Below are 16,598 nucleotides of genomic sequence, written 5' to 3'. Positions count from 1 at the left end.
GGGGGATGACCATTCCTGCACTCGAACTGAACGACGGCAACTCCATCCCCCAGCTGGGCTACGGCGTCTTCAAGGTGCCGCCGGCAGAGACCGAGAAGGCGGTGAGCGAGGCTCTCGAGATCGGGTACCGCCACATCGACACCGCCGCGATCTACGGCAACGAGGAGGGCGTGGGCGCTGCCATCGCGTCCTCCGGCATCCCGCGCGAGGAGCTCTTCGTCACCACGAAGCTGTGGAACGACCGTCATCACGACGACGAGCCCCGCGCCGCCATCGGCGAGAGCCTCGAGAAGCTCGGCCTGGAGCAGGTCGACCTGTACCTCGTGCACTGGCCCACTCCGGCGAAGGACGACTACGTCCACGCGTTCGCGAAGCTCATCGAACTGCGCGACGCGGGCCTGACCCGCAGCATCGGCGTCTCGAACTTCCTCGTCCCGCACCTGGAGCGCACGGTGAAGGAGACCGGCGTCGTCCCGGCCGTGAACCAGATCGAGCTGCACCCGGCGTATCAGCGCCGCGAGGAGGTCGCCTGGGCCGAGGCAAACGGCGTGCGCATCGAGGCGTGGGGTCCGCTCGGCCAGGGCAAGTACGACCTCTTCGGCACTCCGGCGGTCGCCGATGCGGCCGCCGCCCACGGCGTGACGCCCGCGCAGGCCGTCCTCCGCTGGCACCTGCAGAAGGGCATCATCGTGTTCCCGAAGTCGGTGCGCCCGGAGCGCCTGCGGGAGAACCTCGACGTGTTCGGCTTCGAGCTGACCGACGCCGAGATCGCCGCGATCGACGCCCTCGACCCGCTCGACGGCTCCGGCCGCGTCGGCTCGCACCCGGACGAGGTCAACTGATCCCGCCCTCATACCGGCCGCGGGCTCGGCACTGACGCCGTCACCGAGCCCGCACTGACCGGAGCCCTGCTCCCGAGCCCGCGGCCGGCGGCTCGTCTCCGTTCCACATGACGCCCCGTGTCGCTTCGCGCGACACGGGGCGTCCGCGTGGGTACCGTCGAGCGCATGACAGCTCCGCTCCGCGTCGTCGCCGTCTCGGGCTCCCTGCACGAGCCGAGCAAGACCACCGCCCTCCTCCGAGCGATCACCGCCGCGGTCGCCGAGCGTGCCCCCGTCGAGGCGCAGCTGATCGAGCTCACGCAGATCGGGCCGTCGCTCGCGGGTGCTCTCACCCGTGACCAGCTCCCGCCGGAGGTGGAGGTGCACCTGCAGGCGATCGAGACCGCCGACCTCCTCATCGTGGGGAGCCCGGTGTACCGCGCGTCGTTCACCGGGCTGTTCAAGCACCTGTTCGACTTCGTGGACCAGTACGCGCTCGTCGGCACGCCGGTCCTCCTCGCCGCGACCGGCGGCGGCGAGCGGCACGCCCTCATGATCGAGCACCAGCTCCGGCCGCTCTTCGCCTTCTTCCAGGCGCTCACGCTGCCCCTCGGCGTCTACGCGAGCACCACGGACTTCGACGGCTACGAGGTGGCCACCGACGTGCTGCGCGCGCGCATCGCCTTGGCCGCCGAGCGAGCCCTCCCGCTCGTCGGCTACACCGCGACCCGCCCCGCGGAGCTGCTCGTCGGCTGACCCGGAGCTGCCGGTCCCCGCGAGCCGATCGACGGCCGACCCGCAGCCTGTCTCCCCGGCGTAGCGTGGGGACATGACGAACCGTCTCGCCGACACCCTCAGCCCGTACCTTCGGGCGCACGCCGACAACCCCGTCGACTGGTACCCGTGGGGGGAAGAGGCGTTCGCCGAGGCCCGCCGCCGAGACGTGCCGATGCTGATCTCGATCGGCTACTCCACCTGTCACTGGTGTCATGTGATGGCACGCGAGTCGTTCGCTGACCCCGAGACCGCCGCCCGCATCAACGAGGGATTCGTCGCGGTGAAGGTCGATCGCGAGGAGCATCCGCACGTCGACGGGGCCTACATGGCCGCCGCGTCCGCGTTCACGCAGAACCTCGGCTGGCCGCTCACGGTGTTCACCACCCCCGCCGGTCGCGCGTTCTACGCGGGGACGTACTGGCCGCCCGAGGCGCGACCGCCGATGCCGGCGTTCCGCGATGTGCTGGCCGCCGTGCGCGAGGCCTGGACGACGCGCCGCGCGCAGGCCGAGGAGTCCGCGGACGCGGTGACGGCAGCCCTCGCAGAGGCTGCGCAGGCCACGCCCTCGACCCTCCCGGACACCGCCGCGCTCGCCGAGGCCGCCCGCGGACTCGCCGCCAGGGAGGACAGCGAGTTCGGCGGCTTCGGCGGAGCTCCCAAGTTCCCGGTGGCCACGACCCTGCGGTTCCTGCAGCAGCCCCTCGTCCGCGAGGCCGCGCCGGAGGCCGCGGCAGCAGCCGAGCGCGCGCTCACGGCGATGGCGGGCTCTGCTCTGCGGGATGCCGACGGCGGGTTCTTCCGCTATGCGACCCGGCGCGACTGGACGGTGCCGCACTACGAGCGCATGCTGACCGACAACGCCCAGCTTCTCGAGGTCGCGCTCGACACGGGCGACGAGGAGACCGCCCGCGGAATCGCCCGCTTCCTGCTCGGCACGCTGCGGCGGGAGGGCGGCGGTTTCGGCGCCGCTCAGGACTCCGAGTCGTGGATCGACGGGGCCCGCAGCGAGGGCGGCTACTACCTCCGCCCGGTCCCGGAGCGCGCCACGCTGGAGCCGCCGGCGGTGGACGACAAGGTCATCACGGGATGGAACGGCCTCGCGGTCGCGGCACTCGCCAGGGCGGGTGCGACGCTCGGCGAGGACGCGTGGGTCGCCGCCGCCGCGGACGCCGCCGACGCCGTGCTCCGCACCAATCGCGGTGCCGACGGCGCTCTCGTGCGGGCGTCCTTGGACGGCCGGGCCTCCGCCGCGGTGGCCACTGCGGCCGACCTCGCCCTCCTCGCCGACGGCCTGTTCGCCCTGGCGGCGGCGACCGGCGACGTCGCTCCCGCGGTCACGGGGCGGGACCTCCTCGACGAGGTGCTGGACGGAGCCGGGGGAGACGACCCGCTGCTCCGCGCGCAGGGCATCGCCGCCTCGCCCGATCACACCGACGGAGACCTCCCCTCGGACACGGCGGCGGTCGCGCAGGCCGCGCTCACCGCCTGGCGGCTCGGAGCGGGCGACCGGTACCGCGCGGCGGCGGCCGAGCGGGTGGAGGCGCTCGCCTCCCGGGCGCTCGCCCAGCCCTTCGCGCACGGCAGCCTGCTCCGGGTCGCCGCCGGACTCGTCGCGGCCCCGCGGCAGCTCGTCGTGGTCACGGAGGACCCCGGGGGAGCGCTCGCCGCCGCGGCACGCGGAGCCGATGCCGATGTCATCGTCGTCGTCAGCCCGGCGCAGGCCACGGCGTTCGCCGCCGAGGGTTTCGAACTGTTCGACGGCAAGGAGGCGACAGCCGAGCGCGCCTACGACTGCCGCGCCTTCGTGTGCCGCCTGCCGGTGAGCGATCCGGCCGCGGTGTCGCACGCACGGTGAGCGCCCTTCCCCGGAGCAGGGGTGTGCAATCTGCCTAGCGTGCGGCACCCAGGTGGCGTTCGATTGCGCGCGATGCGCAGCTTCGAGTGCACGGTTTGCCCAGCGCCTGCCATCCGTTCTAGGGTGACGCGACCCCTCTCGGATCACAGCAAGGATGCTCTGACGATGACCCTCTCCGCCCGCGCCGGCCTCGACGCCGTGCCCGCCTACCGACAGGGGCGCTCCGCCCCGGCCGGTGCCTCCAAACTCTCCTCGAACGAGTCGCCGCACCCGCCGCTGCCCTCCGTCGTGCAGGCCGTGCAGGACCGGGTCGCCGGCATCCACCGCTACCCGGACATGAGCGCCTCCGCGGTCCGGGAGGCGCTCGCCGCCCGGTACGCCGTGGACCCGGCCCAGGTGACCGTCGGCGCCGGGTCGGTGGAGATCGCCGCCCAGCTCATCCACGCGGTCGCCGGCGAGGGCGACGAGGTCGTCTTCGCATGGCGGTCCTTCGAGGCGTACCCCTCGCTCGTCCGGATCGCGGGCGCCACGCCTGTCGCCGTGCCGCTGGACGCCGACCACGGACACGACCTCGACGCGATGCGCGCCGCGATCACCCCGCGCACGCGTCTCGTGTTCGTGTGCAACCCCAACAACCCGACCGGCACCGTCGTCGACGCCGAGGCGCTGGAGCGCTTCGTCGCCGCGGTGCCGCACGACGTCCTCGTCGTCATCGACGAGGCCTATGTGCACTTCGACCGCACGGACAGCCGCGGTGCCGGGATCGAGCTGTTCCGTCGGCACCCGCACGTCGCGGTGCTGCACACGTTCTCCAAGGCGTACGGCCTGGCCGGCCTCCGCATCGGCTACGCGATCGCCCCCACCGCGATCGCTGAGGCGCAGCGCAAGGTGGCCGTGCCGTTCGGGGTCACCGACCTCGCCCAGGCCGCGGCTCTCGCCTCCCTCGCTGCGGAGGACGAGCTCGGCGCCCGCATCGACGAGGTCGTGGCGCAGCGCGATCGGCTGCACACCGTGCTCACGGCGGCCGGCTGGCCCGCCGTCCGCTCGCAGGCCAACTTCGTCTGGGTTCCCGCGGGGGACCGCACCGCCGACCTCGACGCCCTCCTGCACGCAGGGGGTGTCGTCGCCCGGGCCTTCCCCGGCGAGGGCATCCGCATCTCATCCGGCTCCGCCGCTGACATCGACCGGGTCGAAGCCGCCCTCGCCGCCGCGACCTCCGACCACGATTCCGACCTGATGGAGGTGGGCGCATGACCACGGAGGTCCCCGTCACCACGACGACCACGAAGGGCCTGCACCCGGGCCTCACCCGCCGCCAGATCTCCATGATGGGGCTCGGCGGCGCGATCGGCGCGGGGCTGTTCGTCGGCTCAGGGCAGGCGATCAGCATCGCCGGACCCGCCGTGCTGATCTCCTACCTCGTCGCGGGCGGCATCGTCGTGCTCGTGATGGCGATGCTCGCCGAGATGGTCGCGGCCCGCCCGAGCTCCGGCGCCTTCAGCTCCTACGCCCAGAAGGCCATGGGGCGCAGCGCCGGAAGCGCGGTGGGCTGGCTGTACTGGATCCAGCTGGTCGTCGTGATCGCCGCCGAGGCGACCGGCGCGGCCGGGATCGTGGCGAACTGGGTGCCCGGGATCCCCGCGTGGGTCTGGGTGCTGGTCTTCGTCGTCGCCCTCACCGCGGTGAACCTCTTCGGCGTGCGCAACTACGGCCGTTTCGAGTTCTGGTTCGCGGCGATCAAGGTCGCCGCGATCATCGCCTTCCTCGTCGTCGGCGTGTGCGCGATCGTCGGACTCATCCCCGGTGTGCCGGCGACGGGGATCTCGAACCTCGTGGACGAGGGCGGCTTCGCCCCGCACGGGATCACCGGCATCGCGGCGGCGCTCCTCATCGTCGTCTTCGCGTTCGGCGGCACCGAGGTCGTGGCGATCGCCGCGGCCGAGTCCGACGACCCCGCGCGGAACATCCGCCGGATCGTGCGCGAGGTGCTCGTGCGCATCCTCATCTTCTACGTCGGCTCGATCTTCGTCATCGTCGCGGTGCTCCCGTGGGACGACCCCGCCGTGCAGGCCGGTCCGTTCTCGGCCGTGCTGGACACGCTGAACATCCCGGGCGTCGGTCTCGTGATGGACCTCATCGTGGTGATCGCGCTGCTCTCGGCCATGAACGCCAACATCTACGGCGCCTCCCGGATGGCGTACTCGCTGGGGGAGCGGGGACTGGCGCCGCTGTCCGTCACCCGGACGAGCCTCAAGGGCGTCCCGTTCGTCGCGGTGCTCGCCTCGGTGGCCTTCGGGTTCGTCACCGTCGGACTGAACTGGGCGTTCCCGGACGTCGTGCTCCCGGCGCTGCTGAACGTCGTGGGGTCGACCCTGCTGGTGATCTGGACGGCGACGGCGATCTCGCAGATCGTGCTGCGACGGCGGGCCGACCGTGCCGGTGAGGCGATGCCCATGCGGCTCTGGGGCTTCCCCTGGGTGTCGTGGCTGTGCCTGGTGCTGCTGGCCGCCGTGATCGCGCTCGCGATGATCGACCCGGCCGCGCGCATCCAGCTGCTGCTCACGCTCGGGCTCACCGCGGTGCTGCTCGTCGTCGCCCGCCTGACGCGGGGTGTCTCCCGCCCCGGCATCGTCAGGGAGTGACGTGCGGATCGATCGCCTCGACGCCGCGCTGATCCGGCTGCTGACGGAGTCGCCGCAGCTGCCTCTCCTCGAGTGCGCGCGCCGGCTGGGCATCGCGCGAGGGACGGCCACCAGCCGCCTCGCGCGGCTGCACGAGGGCGGGGTGATCGAGGCGATCGTGCCGCGCATCGACCCCGCCGGCTTCGGCTACGGCGTCGTGGCGTTCTGCCTCGTCGAGATCGATCAGAAGGTCGGGCACGACGATGTGGCGACGGCCCTCGCAGACGCGGTGCCGGAGATCGTCGACATGCACACCGTGACCGGCGCGAGCGACATGCAGCTCCGGCTCGTCGCGCGCGACGCGACCCGGCTCCAGGAGGTGCTGGACCGGGTCGCCCTGGTGCCGGGCGTCGCGCGGACGGCGTCCTCGATCGCCATGCGCACCCACCTCTCCGGTCGCGTGCTCCCGCTCGTGGAGCACGTGGCCGACGAGATCCCCTGACCGGGGGTCACGGCGCGGCGGGTCAGACCCAGCCGGGCAGCCAGTTGTGCAGGCGCCAGAAGTCGTACGGCACGCTCATCCCCGTCCACAGCGGCAGGAAGAACGCCGAGACGAGGACGACGACGCCGAGGAAGATCAGGACGGTCCGCTCTCCGGACTGGCGGCGCACGAGCGGATCCTCGCGGCGCCCCGCGATGATCCGCAGCGTGACGGTGAGCGCGAGCACGAGGAACGGCATCATGACGACCGTGTAGAACTGGAAGATCGTCCGCTCAGGGAACATCAGCCAGGGGAGGTAGGTGACGGCGAGCCCCACGAGCGGAAGACTCAGGGCCGGGCCGACCGGCTGTCGGGTGATCCAGCCGCGGATGAGGCGGTAGAGCAGGTACACGCTGGCCGCGACGCCGCCGTACCAGATGAGCGGGTTGGGGATCGCCGAGATCACGCCGATGCAGTGGTCGACGCCGCAGCCGGTGGGGTCGCTGTCCACCCACACCGCCGTCGGGCGGAGCAGGAAGGGCCACTCCCACGCCGGGCTCGCGTACGGGTGTCCTCGGGTGAGGCCCACGTGGAAGCCGAGCATCGCCTCGTGGTAGTTCCACAGCGCGACGAGCGGGTTCGGATCGCTGCCGCGGTCGTAGCCGTTCGCCGTCACCAGCCATCCGGTCCAGCTCGCGAGGTACACCGCGAGCGCGGGGACGACGAGGAGCACGAACGACACCGGCCCCTGCCGGAAGACCGCGGATGCCGGCCATACGACGACCCCGCCGCGGCGCCGGGCGAGGGCATCGGTGATCACGACGTAGAGGCCGAAGCCCGCGAGCACGTACAGTCCCGACCACTTCACCGCCGAGGCGGCGCCGAGCGCGAGACCCGCGGCGACGAGCCAGGGACGGCGCCACAGGATCGGTCCCCACAGCGGATCCTCGTCGTCCGGATCCCGACGTTCGAGCAGCGGGATCGTGTGCTGGCGGTCGATGAGCACGAACAGCACGCCCAGCAGCACGAAGAAGGTGAGGATGCCGTCGAGCAGCGCGATCCGGCTCATCACGATGCTGAGGCCGTCGATCGCGAGGAGCGTGCCGGCCACGGTCGCCGCCACGACCGAGCCGGTCAGGCGTCGGGCGATGAGGTAGACCAGCAGCACGGACGCTGCGCCGAGCACCGCGGTCGCGAGACGCCAGCCGGCGCTGTTGTCCGGTCCGCCGATGGCCATGCCCAGCGCGATCAGCCACTTCCCGAGCGGCGGGTGCACGATGAACGCACCCTTGTTCGTCAGGGGGAGCTCCTGCAGGGTGATGAACGCGTCGTTCGCGTTCTCTCCCCACACCCCCTCGTAGCCGAGGCTCCACAGCGACCAGGCGTCCTTGACGTAGTAGGTCTCGTCGAAGGCGAGCTGATGGGGATGGCCGACGTTCGCCAGGCGCAGCACCGCGGCGAGGGCGGTGATCAGCAGCGGGGCCAGCCAGCCCATCGCCCGGCCCCAGTCCGGGGCGTGCAGCACGCGGTCGCGGAGCCGCTCGTAGCGCGTGAGCCGCTCCTCGGGGGCGGGCAGCAGGGGCTCGGGCGCGGTCACCGGTCCAGCCTAGACACACTCCGCCCTGTGCCTCCGGTATGCCGGCACCGGTCCGCTCCGACGGCCCCGACGCAGACCCACGCCTAAGCTGGGCGGGTGATCATCCTCGCCGCGACCCCGATCGGAAACCTGGGCGATGCGTCGCGGCGACTCGTGGAGGTGCTGGAGAACGCCGAGATCGTCGTCGCGGAGGACACCCGCACGACACAGCGACTCCTGCAGGCCCTGAAGATCGACAACCGGCCCCGGCTGATCGCGCTGCACGACCACAACGAGAAGCTGAAGGCCGCGGAGCTGGCCGCGCTCGCCGCGGAGACCGACCTCGTGGTGCTGAGCGACGCGGGGATGCCGACCGTGAGCGATCCGGGATACGGTCTCGTCGCCGAGGCCGTGGCGCAGGGGGTCACGGTGACCGCCATTCCCGGACCCAGCGCGGTACTCATGGCCCTGGCGATCTCGGGGCTTCCCACGGACCGCTTCACCTTCGAGGGGTTCCTGCCGCGGAAGCCGGGGGAGCGCCGGGCGACCCTCTCCGCCCTCGCCGCCGAGCCCCGCACGATGGTGTTCTTCGAGTCGCCCTCGCGCCTCGCGACGACGCTGACCGACATGGGGGCAGCGTTCGGCGCAGACCGCCGGATCGCCGTGTGCCGGGAGCTGACGAAGCTGTACGAGGAGGTCCGTCGCGGCACCGCGTCCGAGCTCGCAGCCTGGGCCGCCGACGGGGTGAAGGGCGAGATCGTCGTGGTCGTCGAGGGTGCGCCGCGGCGGGAGGCCTCGCCGGAGGACGCCCTCGCTCAGGTGCAGGCCCTGGTCGCGGACGGCACCCGGTTGAAGGACGCGGCCTCCGAGGTCGCGGCCCTGACGGGCCTGTCCTCCCGAGACCTGTATCAGGCGGCCCTCGCGGCGCGGTCACGGTGACTCCGGTCGCAGATTCGCACCCCGGTCGCAGGGATTCCGGGGAGGCGTGCGACGCGGGTCCGGATCTGCGACTTCCCGCGGGACAGGAGTCGGTCGCGCGAGCCTACGACGAGAGGGCCGCGGAGTACCTCGAGGTCGCGGGGGACCTGGGGTTGATGGATCCGCGCGACCGCGAGCTCATCCGCCGCTGGCGCGATGAGACCCCGGGGATGCTGCTCGACGCGGGATGCGGTCCCGGTCACTGGACGGCCTTTCTCCACGGGGATGACGGCGCAGAGTTCGAAACCGGGCGCGACGTCGAGGGGATCGACCTCTCCACGGCCTTCATCCACGGGGCGAGGGTTCGGTATCCGCACCTCACGTTCCATCACGGGTCGTTCCGGACGCTGCCGCAGGCATCGGGCACGGTCGGCGGCATCCTCGCGTGGTACTCCGTGATCCACACGCCTCCCGCGGAGCTCCCGGACGTGTTCGCCGAACTCGCGCGAGTGCTCGCCCCCGGCGGGAGCCTGCTCCTCGGGTACTTCGTCGGCGAACCCCGGGCGGCCTTCGCTCATGCGGTCGCACCCGCGTTCTTCTGGACCGCCGAGGCCCTGTCCCCGCTGCTCGCCGCGGCCGGCCTCGAGCTGCAGTGGTCCGAGGCCCGCGAGCGAGAGCCCGGCGAGATCAGCTCCCGCCCCCACGGAGCCCTCCGCGCCCGCCGCGCGTGATCCTGCACCGTCCAGGAACCCCGTCGCAGATCTGCACCGTGTCGCAGGTTCTGGCACCATCCGTGCGACACCGACGCGAATCTGCGCCCGCGCGCGGGAGGGGACGGGGGCACCGGGGGAGACTGTCCTACGCTGACAGAACCAGAACCAGAACCGGAACCGGAACCGGAACCGGAACCGGAACCGGAACCGGAACCGGAACCGGAACCGGAACCGGAACCGGAACCGGAACCAGAACCGCGGGGGAGAGGAGCACGCGTGAGCAGGGCCGCGACGGTGTACGACGTCGCTGAGCGCGCCGGAGTGTCGATCGCGACCGTCTCGCGTGTGCTGCGCTCGCCGGAGGCCGTCCGTCCGGTGACCCGGGAGCGGGTGCTCGACGCGGTCGCCGCGCTGGGCTACGTCCCCAGCGGCAGTGCACGGGGTCTGGCCGAGCGTCGGACGGGGGTGCTGGGGCTGTACTTCCCCCAGTTCGACGCCGCCGAGGACGCCCCGCCGCTCGACGTGCTGTCCGCCGCTGCCCGCCCGCCGTTCACGGTCGTGTCGGACGATCAGGACCCGCCGCACTCCTCGATGCTGTTCCTCGACGAAGTCTTGCGGGGGGCCGAGCTGGAGGCGTGGAAGCAGGGGTTCGTGCTCATGGTGGGCGTCGGACGTGACGACCCCGACCGCTCGACCGTCCGCGACATGGCCGGCCGGGTGGACGGACTCATGGTGCTCGCCCGCAGCGTGCCGGACGAGGTGCTGGCGCGGCTGGGGCGGCGTATCCCGGTGGTCGTGCTGTCCGGGCCGCCGCGGGGCGATGCCTACGACCATGTCACGGTGAGCAACGCCGAGGCGATGGGGGAGCTGACCCGCCATGTGCTGTCGCAGGTCGGGGAGGGGGAGATCGCGTTCCTCGCCGGGCCGGCCGACTCGCCGGACGCGGAGCAACGGTGGGAGGGCGTGTCGACCGCGCTCGCCGCAGCGGGGCGTGATCCGGCAGCGGTGCGCGTGCTGCGGGGCGACTTCACACGGGCCTCCGGGCGCCGGGCCGGGCAGGAGCTCACGCGCGACGGCGTGCCCGCCGCGCTCATCGCCGCCAACGACCAGATGGCCCTCGGGGCGATGGACGTGTTCCGTGCTGCGGGCGTGCAGGTGCCGGACGACGTGCTCGTGACGGGGTTCGACGGCATCGAGGCGGCGACCCTGGTGTCGCCGCCGCTGACCACGATCCGGCAGCCGATGATCGAGCTCGGACGCGCGGCCGTGCAGGTGCTCGCGCGACGGCTGGAGCAGCCGGACGCCCCGCCGCTCACCACGCGTCTGCCCCTCCAGATCCTCCTCCGCGAGAGCTCCACGCGCCCGGCCTGAGTCGCCGCGACCGCGCCGCCCCGGCGGACCCCCTGGCTCATCATGGGGTTGCCGATTCAAAATGTATGCGCTTACAATCTGGTGTACGGCTTCGGCCGGCAGGACTCCCCATCCCCCGGGGCGCCCTTCATGACAGAGACGACATGAGGTCATCCAGTGGCAGAGACGCACACCTTCCGACGCTGGCGCCGGGCCGCCGTCGTGGGGCTCGCGGCCGCAGCGGTCGCGCTCAGCGGCTGCAGCATCCAGATCAGCTCGCAGCCCGACCCGTCGATCGGCGACGACACGATGCTCATCAACGCCGACAAGGGAAACCCGTTCTTCACGCAGAACTTCAACCCCTACCTCACCAACACCAGGACCGCCTCGCGGTGGATCTACGAGCCGCTCATCCTGGTGAACCCGCTCGACGGCGAACTCACCCCGTGGCTCGCGTCCGAGTGGACCCAGCCCGACGCCCGCACGATCGTGATGACGATCCGGGACGGCGTCGAGTGGAGCGACGGCGAGGCGCTCACCCCGGAGGACGTGGCGTTCACGTTCCAGCTCATCAAGGACGAGCCCTCGCTCGACATCAAGGGCGCGTGGCAGCACATCGACCGCATCGAGATCGACGGCGACGACATCGTGTTCCACCTGCAGAGTGACGACGCGCCCTCGCTGTCGATCCTCGGGCAGACCATGATCGTCCCCGAGCACCTGTGGACGGATGTGAAGGACCCGGCCACCTGGCGCAACGAGGAGCCGGTCGGTACCGGGCCGTTCGTGCTCGGCAACTACAACGACCAGCAGTACTCGATGGACCGCAACCCGGACTACTGGCAGGCGGACAGGATCGAGATCGAGCACATCATCCTGCCCGCCACGAACACGCAGCTCGACACCGTGACCCGCGGCTACGACTGGGCCTACTCCTTCATCTCCGACGTCGAGGGCACCTGGGGAGCGGCGAGTCCCGACAACACCTGGTGGTTCCCGCCGGGCGGCGTCATCTCGCTCGTGCCGAACCTCGAGGTCGCGCCCTTCGACGACGTGAACGTCCGCCGCGGCATCGCGCTCGCGCTCGACCGGGAGGAGATCGCGGAGACCGCCTCCGAGGGGTACATGCAGCCCGCAGGGCAGACCGGGCTCATCCTGCCCAACCAGGAGCAGTACCTCGACCCGGAGATCCCCGATCAGGGCATGCTCGCGCAGGACCGCGACGCCGCGCTCGCGGCGTTCGCCGAGTCCGGGTACGCCCTCCAGGGCGACCAGCTCGTCGGCCCGGACGGCGAGCAGCTCGCGTTCTCGTTGACCACCGCCAACGGTTTCTCCGACTGGACGCGCGCCGCTCAGACCGTGCAGCGGCAGCTGGCAGACATCGGCGTCAAGGTGTCGCTCAAGCTCCCGCAGCCCGCGGGCTACCAGAGCGCGATCGGCACCGGCGACTTCGAGATGGCGATCGGCGGCATGGGTAACGGCGACGTGTACCAGGCCTACAACAGCCTGCTCTCCAGCGACTTCTACGTGCCGACCGGCGAGGTGACCACCAACAACTTCGAGCGCTACCGCTCGCCGGAGGCCGACGCCCTCCTGGAGGAGTTCCGCGCGACGATCGATCCCGACCGCCAGACCGAGATCGTGCACGAGCTGCAGAGCATCGTGTACGAGGAGGTCCCCGTGATCGGCATGTACTACGGCGGGATCTGGGGCCTGTTCAACGACGCGAAGTTCACCGGCTGGCCCTCCGCGGACGACCCGTACATGATCCCGCAGAACTACGACTCGGCGCCCCTGGGGATCTTCACCCACCTGAAGCGCACGGACGGGGGAGACCAGTGAAGTACGTCCTCCAGAAGATCGGCCTGTTCGTGCTCACCCTGTGGGCCGCGATCACCCTGAACTTCTTCCTGCCCCGCCTGATGCCCGGCTCTCCCGCCGACGCCGCGATCGCGAAGCTCTCCCAGAACGGTCCGGTCTCCGACGCCACGCGCGCCGCGATCGAGGCCCAGCTCGGGGTGCCGACCGGTTCGATGTGGGACCAGTACGTGGCCTACCTCGGCCAGGTCGTCCGGCTCGACTTCGGCGTCTCGTACACGTTCTACCCGCAGACCGTGTCGAGCATGGTCTCCACCGCGCTGCCCTACACGCTCGGCCTCGTCGGCATCGTCACGATCCTCGCGTTCGTGATCGGCACGCTGATCGGCGTGATGGCCGCCTGGCGGCGCGGCACGTGGCTGGACTCGCTGCCGACGCTGACCGGGTCGTTCCTCAGCACGTTCCCGTACTTCTGGACGGCGCTGCTGCTGCTGTTCTTCCTCGGCTACGTGCTGCATTGGTTCCCGACCACCGGCGCCTACTCGGCGACGACCACCCCGGGGTTCACCTGGGACTTCATCGTCGACCTCGTCCGGCACGCGTTCCTGCCCGCGCTGACGATCCTGCTCACCTCCCTCGGCGGCTGGATCATCGGCATGCGCAACGCGATGATCAACACGCTCGGCGAGGATTACATCACCTTCGGCGAGGCGAACGGCCTCCGCGGTCGCACCATCGCCCTCCGCTACGCGGCCCGCAACGCGATCCTGCCGAACCTCACCGGCTTCGGGCTCACGCTCGGCGGCGTGGTGGGCGGCTCGATCCTCGTCGAGCAGGTGTTCGGATACCCGGGCATCGGCTACCTGCTGTTCAACGCCGTGATCGGGCAGGACTACCCGCTCATGCAGGCGCTCTTCCTGATGATCACCGTGAGCGTGCTCATCGCCAACTTCCTCGTGGACATCCTCTACGGGGTTCTCGACCCGAGGACTCGACGATGACGACCCCGAACCCCACCCCCAGCACCGTGACCGTCAAGGTCCCGACCGACCGCATCGCGGCGCCCAGCCCCTGGCGCGCCGTCGGCCGCATGGTCGGCACCCTGTGGTCCAACGGCAAGGCCCGCATCGGCCTCTGCCTCCTCGCGTTCTTCGTGCTCGTCGCCGTGTTCGCCCCGCTCCTGGCCCCCTACGGGCCGAAGGAGAACGGCTTCCCGCGGAACGCCGACGCCTCGTGGGAGCACTGGCTCGGCACGACCGCCGCAGGGGAGGACGTGCTCAGCCAGCTCATCTACGGAGCGCAGGTCAGCCTCCTCGTGGGCTTCGCGGCGGGGCTCCTCTCCACGATCGTCGCGGTGCTCATTGGCCTGAGCTGGGGCTACATGCGCGGCTTCGCGGGCGAGGTCGTCGGGTTCATCGTGAACCTCTTCCTCGTGATCCCCGGCCTTCCGCTGATGATCGTGATCGCCGCCTACCTGCAGAACGGCGGCATCCTCATGATCATCGCCGTGATCGTCGTGACCGGATGGGCGTGGGGTGCGCGCGTGCTGCGCAGCCAGACCCAGTCCCTCCGCGGCAACGACTTCGTCACCTCGGCGCAGTTCTCCGGCGACAGCAGGGCTCGCATCGTCTTCCGGGAGATCCTGCCGAACATGACGTCGATCATCGCCGGGACGCTCTTCGGGGCGGCGACGGCGGCGATCCTCGCCGAGGCGGGGCTGGAGTTCCTCGGGCTGGGCGACTCCAGCATCGTCAGCTGGGGCACGATGCTCTACTGGGCGCAGAACTCGAACTCCCTGCTCACCGGCCAGTGGCTGCTGCTGTTCGCGCCCGGTCTGTGCATCGCGCTGCTCGCCCTCAGCCTCACACTCATCAACTTCGGCGTGGACGGCATCTCCAATCCGCGCCTCCGCGAAGGGAAGGGCCGATGAGCGCCATGGAGCACGACGACATCCTCCTCGACGTCCAGTCGCTGTCCGTGGAGTACGCCTCCCCGGGGCAGGTGCCGGTGCCGGCCGTGCACGACGTGTCGTTCGCGCTCCGGCGCGGCGAGTTCGTCGGGCTCGTCGGCGAGTCCGGGTCGGGCAAGTCCACACTCGGCTTCGCGCTCACGCGGCTGCAGAAGCCGCCGGCGCGCATCAGCGGCGGACGCATCCTCTTCGACGGCCGCGACATCCGCGAGCTCGACGCCGAGGAGCTGCGGCGTCAGCGGCAGGGCGGCTTCGCGATGGTGCTGCAGTCCGGCATGAATGCGTTGAACCCCGTGCGGACCGTGGGCAACCACTTCCGCGACATCTTCGCCGCGCACGGCCATGTGCCCGCGGAGCAGCGCGAGGCCAGGGCGCGGGAGCTGGTCGGCAAGGTGGGGCTGAAGCCGGAGGTGCTCGACCGGTACCCGGGGGAGCTCTCCGGCGGCATGCGGCAGCGCGCCTCGATCGCCCTCGCCCTCTCGCTCGAACCCCAGCTGATGGTGTTCGACGAGCCCACCACGGCGCTCGACGTGCTCGTCCAGCACGCGGTCATGGACACGATCCAGGAGCTGCAGCGGTCCGAGCGGTTCACGGCGATCCTCATCAGCCATGACCTCGGCATCGTCCTCGAGGCGACCGACCGGGTGATGGTCATGCACGAGGGCCGCATCGTGGAGGATGCCTCCAGCCAGGACATCCTGCACCGTCCGCAGGACGAGTACACCCGGATGCTGTTGAGCCACTACGCCGACCCGCGCGCCGAGAAGATCGAGATCCCCGGGTTCGTCGATCTCGGCACCCGTCGCCGGGAGGGGCGCAGCCGCACGGACGTCACCGAGACCCTGCCGACGGTGTCGCCGCGGGACGCCCGCCGCGCCGACGCTGCGATCGTGGTGGAGGGCGTCTCCAAGCGCTATCCGGCTCCGCGACGCGGACAGGATCCCGTCGTCGCGGTCGACGACGTGTCGTTCCGGCTGGAACCGGGGGAGGCTCTCGCTCTCGTGGGCGCGTCGGGTTCGGGCAAGTCGACGATCGCGAAGATGCTCACCGGGGTCAAGAAGCCGACCTCCGGCAGCATCCGGTTCGGCGATACCGACGTCGCGTCACTGAAGCGCCGAGGCCTCCGCGACCTCCGCAAGGACGTGCAGATGGTGTTCCAGGATCCGTACGCGGCCCTGAATCCCCTGCACACCGTCGAGTACGCCCTCACCCGCCCGGTCGTGAACTACACGCGGCTGCGCGGGGCGGAAGCCAGGGCCCGTGTGCTCGAACTGCTGGAGACGGTGGGCCTGACGCCCGTCGAGCAGTTCGCCGCCAAGCTGCCGCACCAGCTCTCCGGCGGGCAGCGGCAGCGCGTCGTGATCGCCAGGGCGCTCGCGAGCGACCCACAGGTGCTGATCGCGGACGAGCCGGTGTCGATGCTCGACGTGTCCCTCCGCGCCGGCGTGCTCGCGCTGCTGGAGGACCTCCGCGAACGGTGGGGCATCAGCATGCTCTACATCACGCACGATCTGCTGAGCGCGCGTCTGGTCACCGAGAACATCCTCGTGCTCAACAGTGGCCGCGTCGTCGAGCGGGGCGAGACCTCCCAGGTGCTGCAGCATCCGGAGGACCCGTACACGGTCGAACTGCTCGACGCCGTGCCGAACCCCGCCCGCGCCCGCTGAGGCCCGGGAAAGACTGCAAGAAAGAGAGAGGA

Annotated in this window: 14 protein-coding genes; 13 read left to right on the top strand and 1 reads right to left on the bottom strand. The window is 71.2% G+C overall.

What is annotated here, in order from left to right; genetic code table 11:
• Nucleotides 1-5 precede the first annotated feature (5 nt).
• The 6 genes from AB0N68_RS00840 (at nt 6) to AB0N68_RS00815 (ending at nt 6,576) form a co-directional block, all read left to right on the top strand.
• The gene (locus AB0N68_RS00840; protein WP_259951484.1) at nt 6-842 is read left to right on the top strand and encodes an aldo/keto reductase; all 837 of its coding nucleotides are present in this window, start codon (nt 6-8) and stop codon (nt 840-842) included.
• Nucleotides 843-1,007: 165 nt separating this feature from the next.
• A complete protein-coding gene (gene msuE, locus AB0N68_RS00835) occupies nt 1,008-1,577 on the top strand; it encodes an FMN reductase (protein WP_187662006.1) in 570 nt (189 codons plus the stop codon).
• Between the two features lie 73 nt (nt 1,578-1,650).
• Nucleotides 1,651-3,453, top strand: coding sequence for a thioredoxin domain-containing protein (locus AB0N68_RS00830; RefSeq protein WP_313366579.1), 1,803 nt, complete (start codon nt 1,651-1,653; stop codon nt 3,451-3,453).
• Between the two features lie 165 nt (nt 3,454-3,618).
• Nucleotides 3,619-4,707: a histidinol-phosphate transaminase gene (gene hisC, locus AB0N68_RS00825; protein WP_292797333.1), complete on the top strand. Its 1,089-nt coding sequence runs from the start codon at nt 3,619-3,621 to the stop codon at nt 4,705-4,707.
• Nucleotides 4,704-6,095: an amino acid permease gene (locus AB0N68_RS00820; protein ID WP_292797336.1), complete on the top strand. Its 1,392-nt coding sequence runs from the start codon at nt 4,704-4,706 to the stop codon at nt 6,093-6,095. Before hisC ends, AB0N68_RS00820 begins: the two co-directional genes overlap by 4 nt.
• A 1-nt stretch (nt 6,096) precedes the next feature.
• A complete protein-coding gene (locus AB0N68_RS00815; RefSeq protein ID WP_144882465.1) occupies nt 6,097-6,576 on the top strand; it encodes an Lrp/AsnC family transcriptional regulator in 480 nt (159 codons plus the stop codon).
• Between the two features lie 22 nt (nt 6,577-6,598).
• Here AB0N68_RS00815 and AB0N68_RS00810 read toward each other — a convergent pair whose 3' ends face one another.
• Nucleotides 6,599-8,152, bottom strand: a complete 1,554-nt coding sequence (locus AB0N68_RS00810) for a dolichyl-phosphate-mannose--protein mannosyltransferase (protein WP_187662002.1) — start codon at nt 8,150-8,152, stop codon at nt 6,599-6,601.
• A 96-nt stretch (nt 8,153-8,248) separates the two neighbouring features.
• Here AB0N68_RS00810 and rsmI point away from each other — a divergent pair, with 96 nt between their 5' ends.
• From rsmI to AB0N68_RS00775, 7 genes are all read left to right on the top strand, one after another.
• Entirely contained in the window at nt 8,249-9,070 is an 822-nt protein-coding gene (gene rsmI / locus AB0N68_RS00805; RefSeq protein ID WP_280565612.1) for a 16S rRNA (cytidine(1402)-2'-O)-methyltransferase, read from the top strand.
• 155 nt (nt 9,071-9,225) lie between these two features.
• Nucleotides 9,226-9,780 (top strand): class I SAM-dependent methyltransferase, encoded by a 555-nt coding sequence (locus AB0N68_RS00800; RefSeq protein ID WP_292797344.1) that lies wholly within the window; start codon nt 9,226-9,228, stop codon nt 9,778-9,780.
• 258 nt (nt 9,781-10,038) lie between these two features.
• Entirely contained in the window at nt 10,039-11,133 is a 1,095-nt protein-coding gene (locus AB0N68_RS00795) for a LacI family DNA-binding transcriptional regulator (RefSeq protein WP_292797347.1), read from the top strand.
• A 156-nt stretch (nt 11,134-11,289) separates the two neighbouring features.
• A complete protein-coding gene (locus AB0N68_RS00790) occupies nt 11,290-12,954 on the top strand; it encodes an ABC transporter substrate-binding protein (RefSeq protein WP_292797350.1) in 1,665 nt (554 codons plus the stop codon).
• The gene (locus AB0N68_RS00785; RefSeq protein ID WP_187661998.1) at nt 12,951-13,931 is read left to right on the top strand and encodes an ABC transporter permease; all 981 of its coding nucleotides are present in this window, start codon (nt 12,951-12,953) and stop codon (nt 13,929-13,931) included. Before AB0N68_RS00790 ends, AB0N68_RS00785 begins: the two co-directional genes overlap by 4 nt.
• Nucleotides 13,928-14,860, top strand: a complete 933-nt coding sequence (locus tag AB0N68_RS00780; RefSeq protein ID WP_268776801.1) for an ABC transporter permease — start codon at nt 13,928-13,930, stop codon at nt 14,858-14,860. Before AB0N68_RS00785 ends, AB0N68_RS00780 begins: the two co-directional genes overlap by 4 nt.
• A gap of 5 nt (nt 14,861-14,865) precedes the next feature.
• The gene (locus tag AB0N68_RS00775) at nt 14,866-16,566 is read left to right on the top strand and encodes an ABC transporter ATP-binding protein (RefSeq protein ID WP_396654840.1); all 1,701 of its coding nucleotides are present in this window, start codon (nt 14,866-14,868) and stop codon (nt 16,564-16,566) included.
• Nucleotides 16,567-16,598 lie beyond the last annotated feature (32 nt).

Origin of the sequence: Microbacterium meiriae, assembly GCF_040685015.1 — a bacterium.
Lineage (GTDB): Bacteria > Actinomycetota > Actinomycetes > Actinomycetales > Microbacteriaceae > Microbacterium > Microbacterium meiriae.
Note: the sequence above shows the minus strand (reverse complement) of the source record. Positions and strands in the feature narration are given on the sequence as shown.

Coding starts and splice junctions, on each gene's coding strand:
- AB0N68_RS00820 (WP_292797336.1), top strand. CDS start 4,704: ATGACCACGGAGGTCCCCGTCACCACGACGACCACGAAGGGCCTGCAC.
- AB0N68_RS00840 (WP_259951484.1), top strand. CDS start 6: ATGACCATTCCTGCACTCGAACTGAACGACGGCAACTCCATCCCCCAG.
- msuE (WP_187662006.1), top strand. CDS start 1,008: ATGACAGCTCCGCTCCGCGTCGTCGCCGTCTCGGGCTCCCTGCACGAG.
- AB0N68_RS00800 (WP_292797344.1), top strand. CDS start 9,226: ATGGATCCGCGCGACCGCGAGCTCATCCGCCGCTGGCGCGATGAGACC.
- AB0N68_RS00780 (WP_268776801.1), top strand. CDS start 13,928: ATGACGACCCCGAACCCCACCCCCAGCACCGTGACCGTCAAGGTCCCG.
- AB0N68_RS00775 (WP_396654840.1), top strand. CDS start 14,866: ATGGAGCACGACGACATCCTCCTCGACGTCCAGTCGCTGTCCGTGGAG.
- AB0N68_RS00830 (WP_313366579.1), top strand. CDS start 1,651: ATGACGAACCGTCTCGCCGACACCCTCAGCCCGTACCTTCGGGCGCAC.
- hisC (WP_292797333.1), top strand. CDS start 3,619: ATGACCCTCTCCGCCCGCGCCGGCCTCGACGCCGTGCCCGCCTACCGA.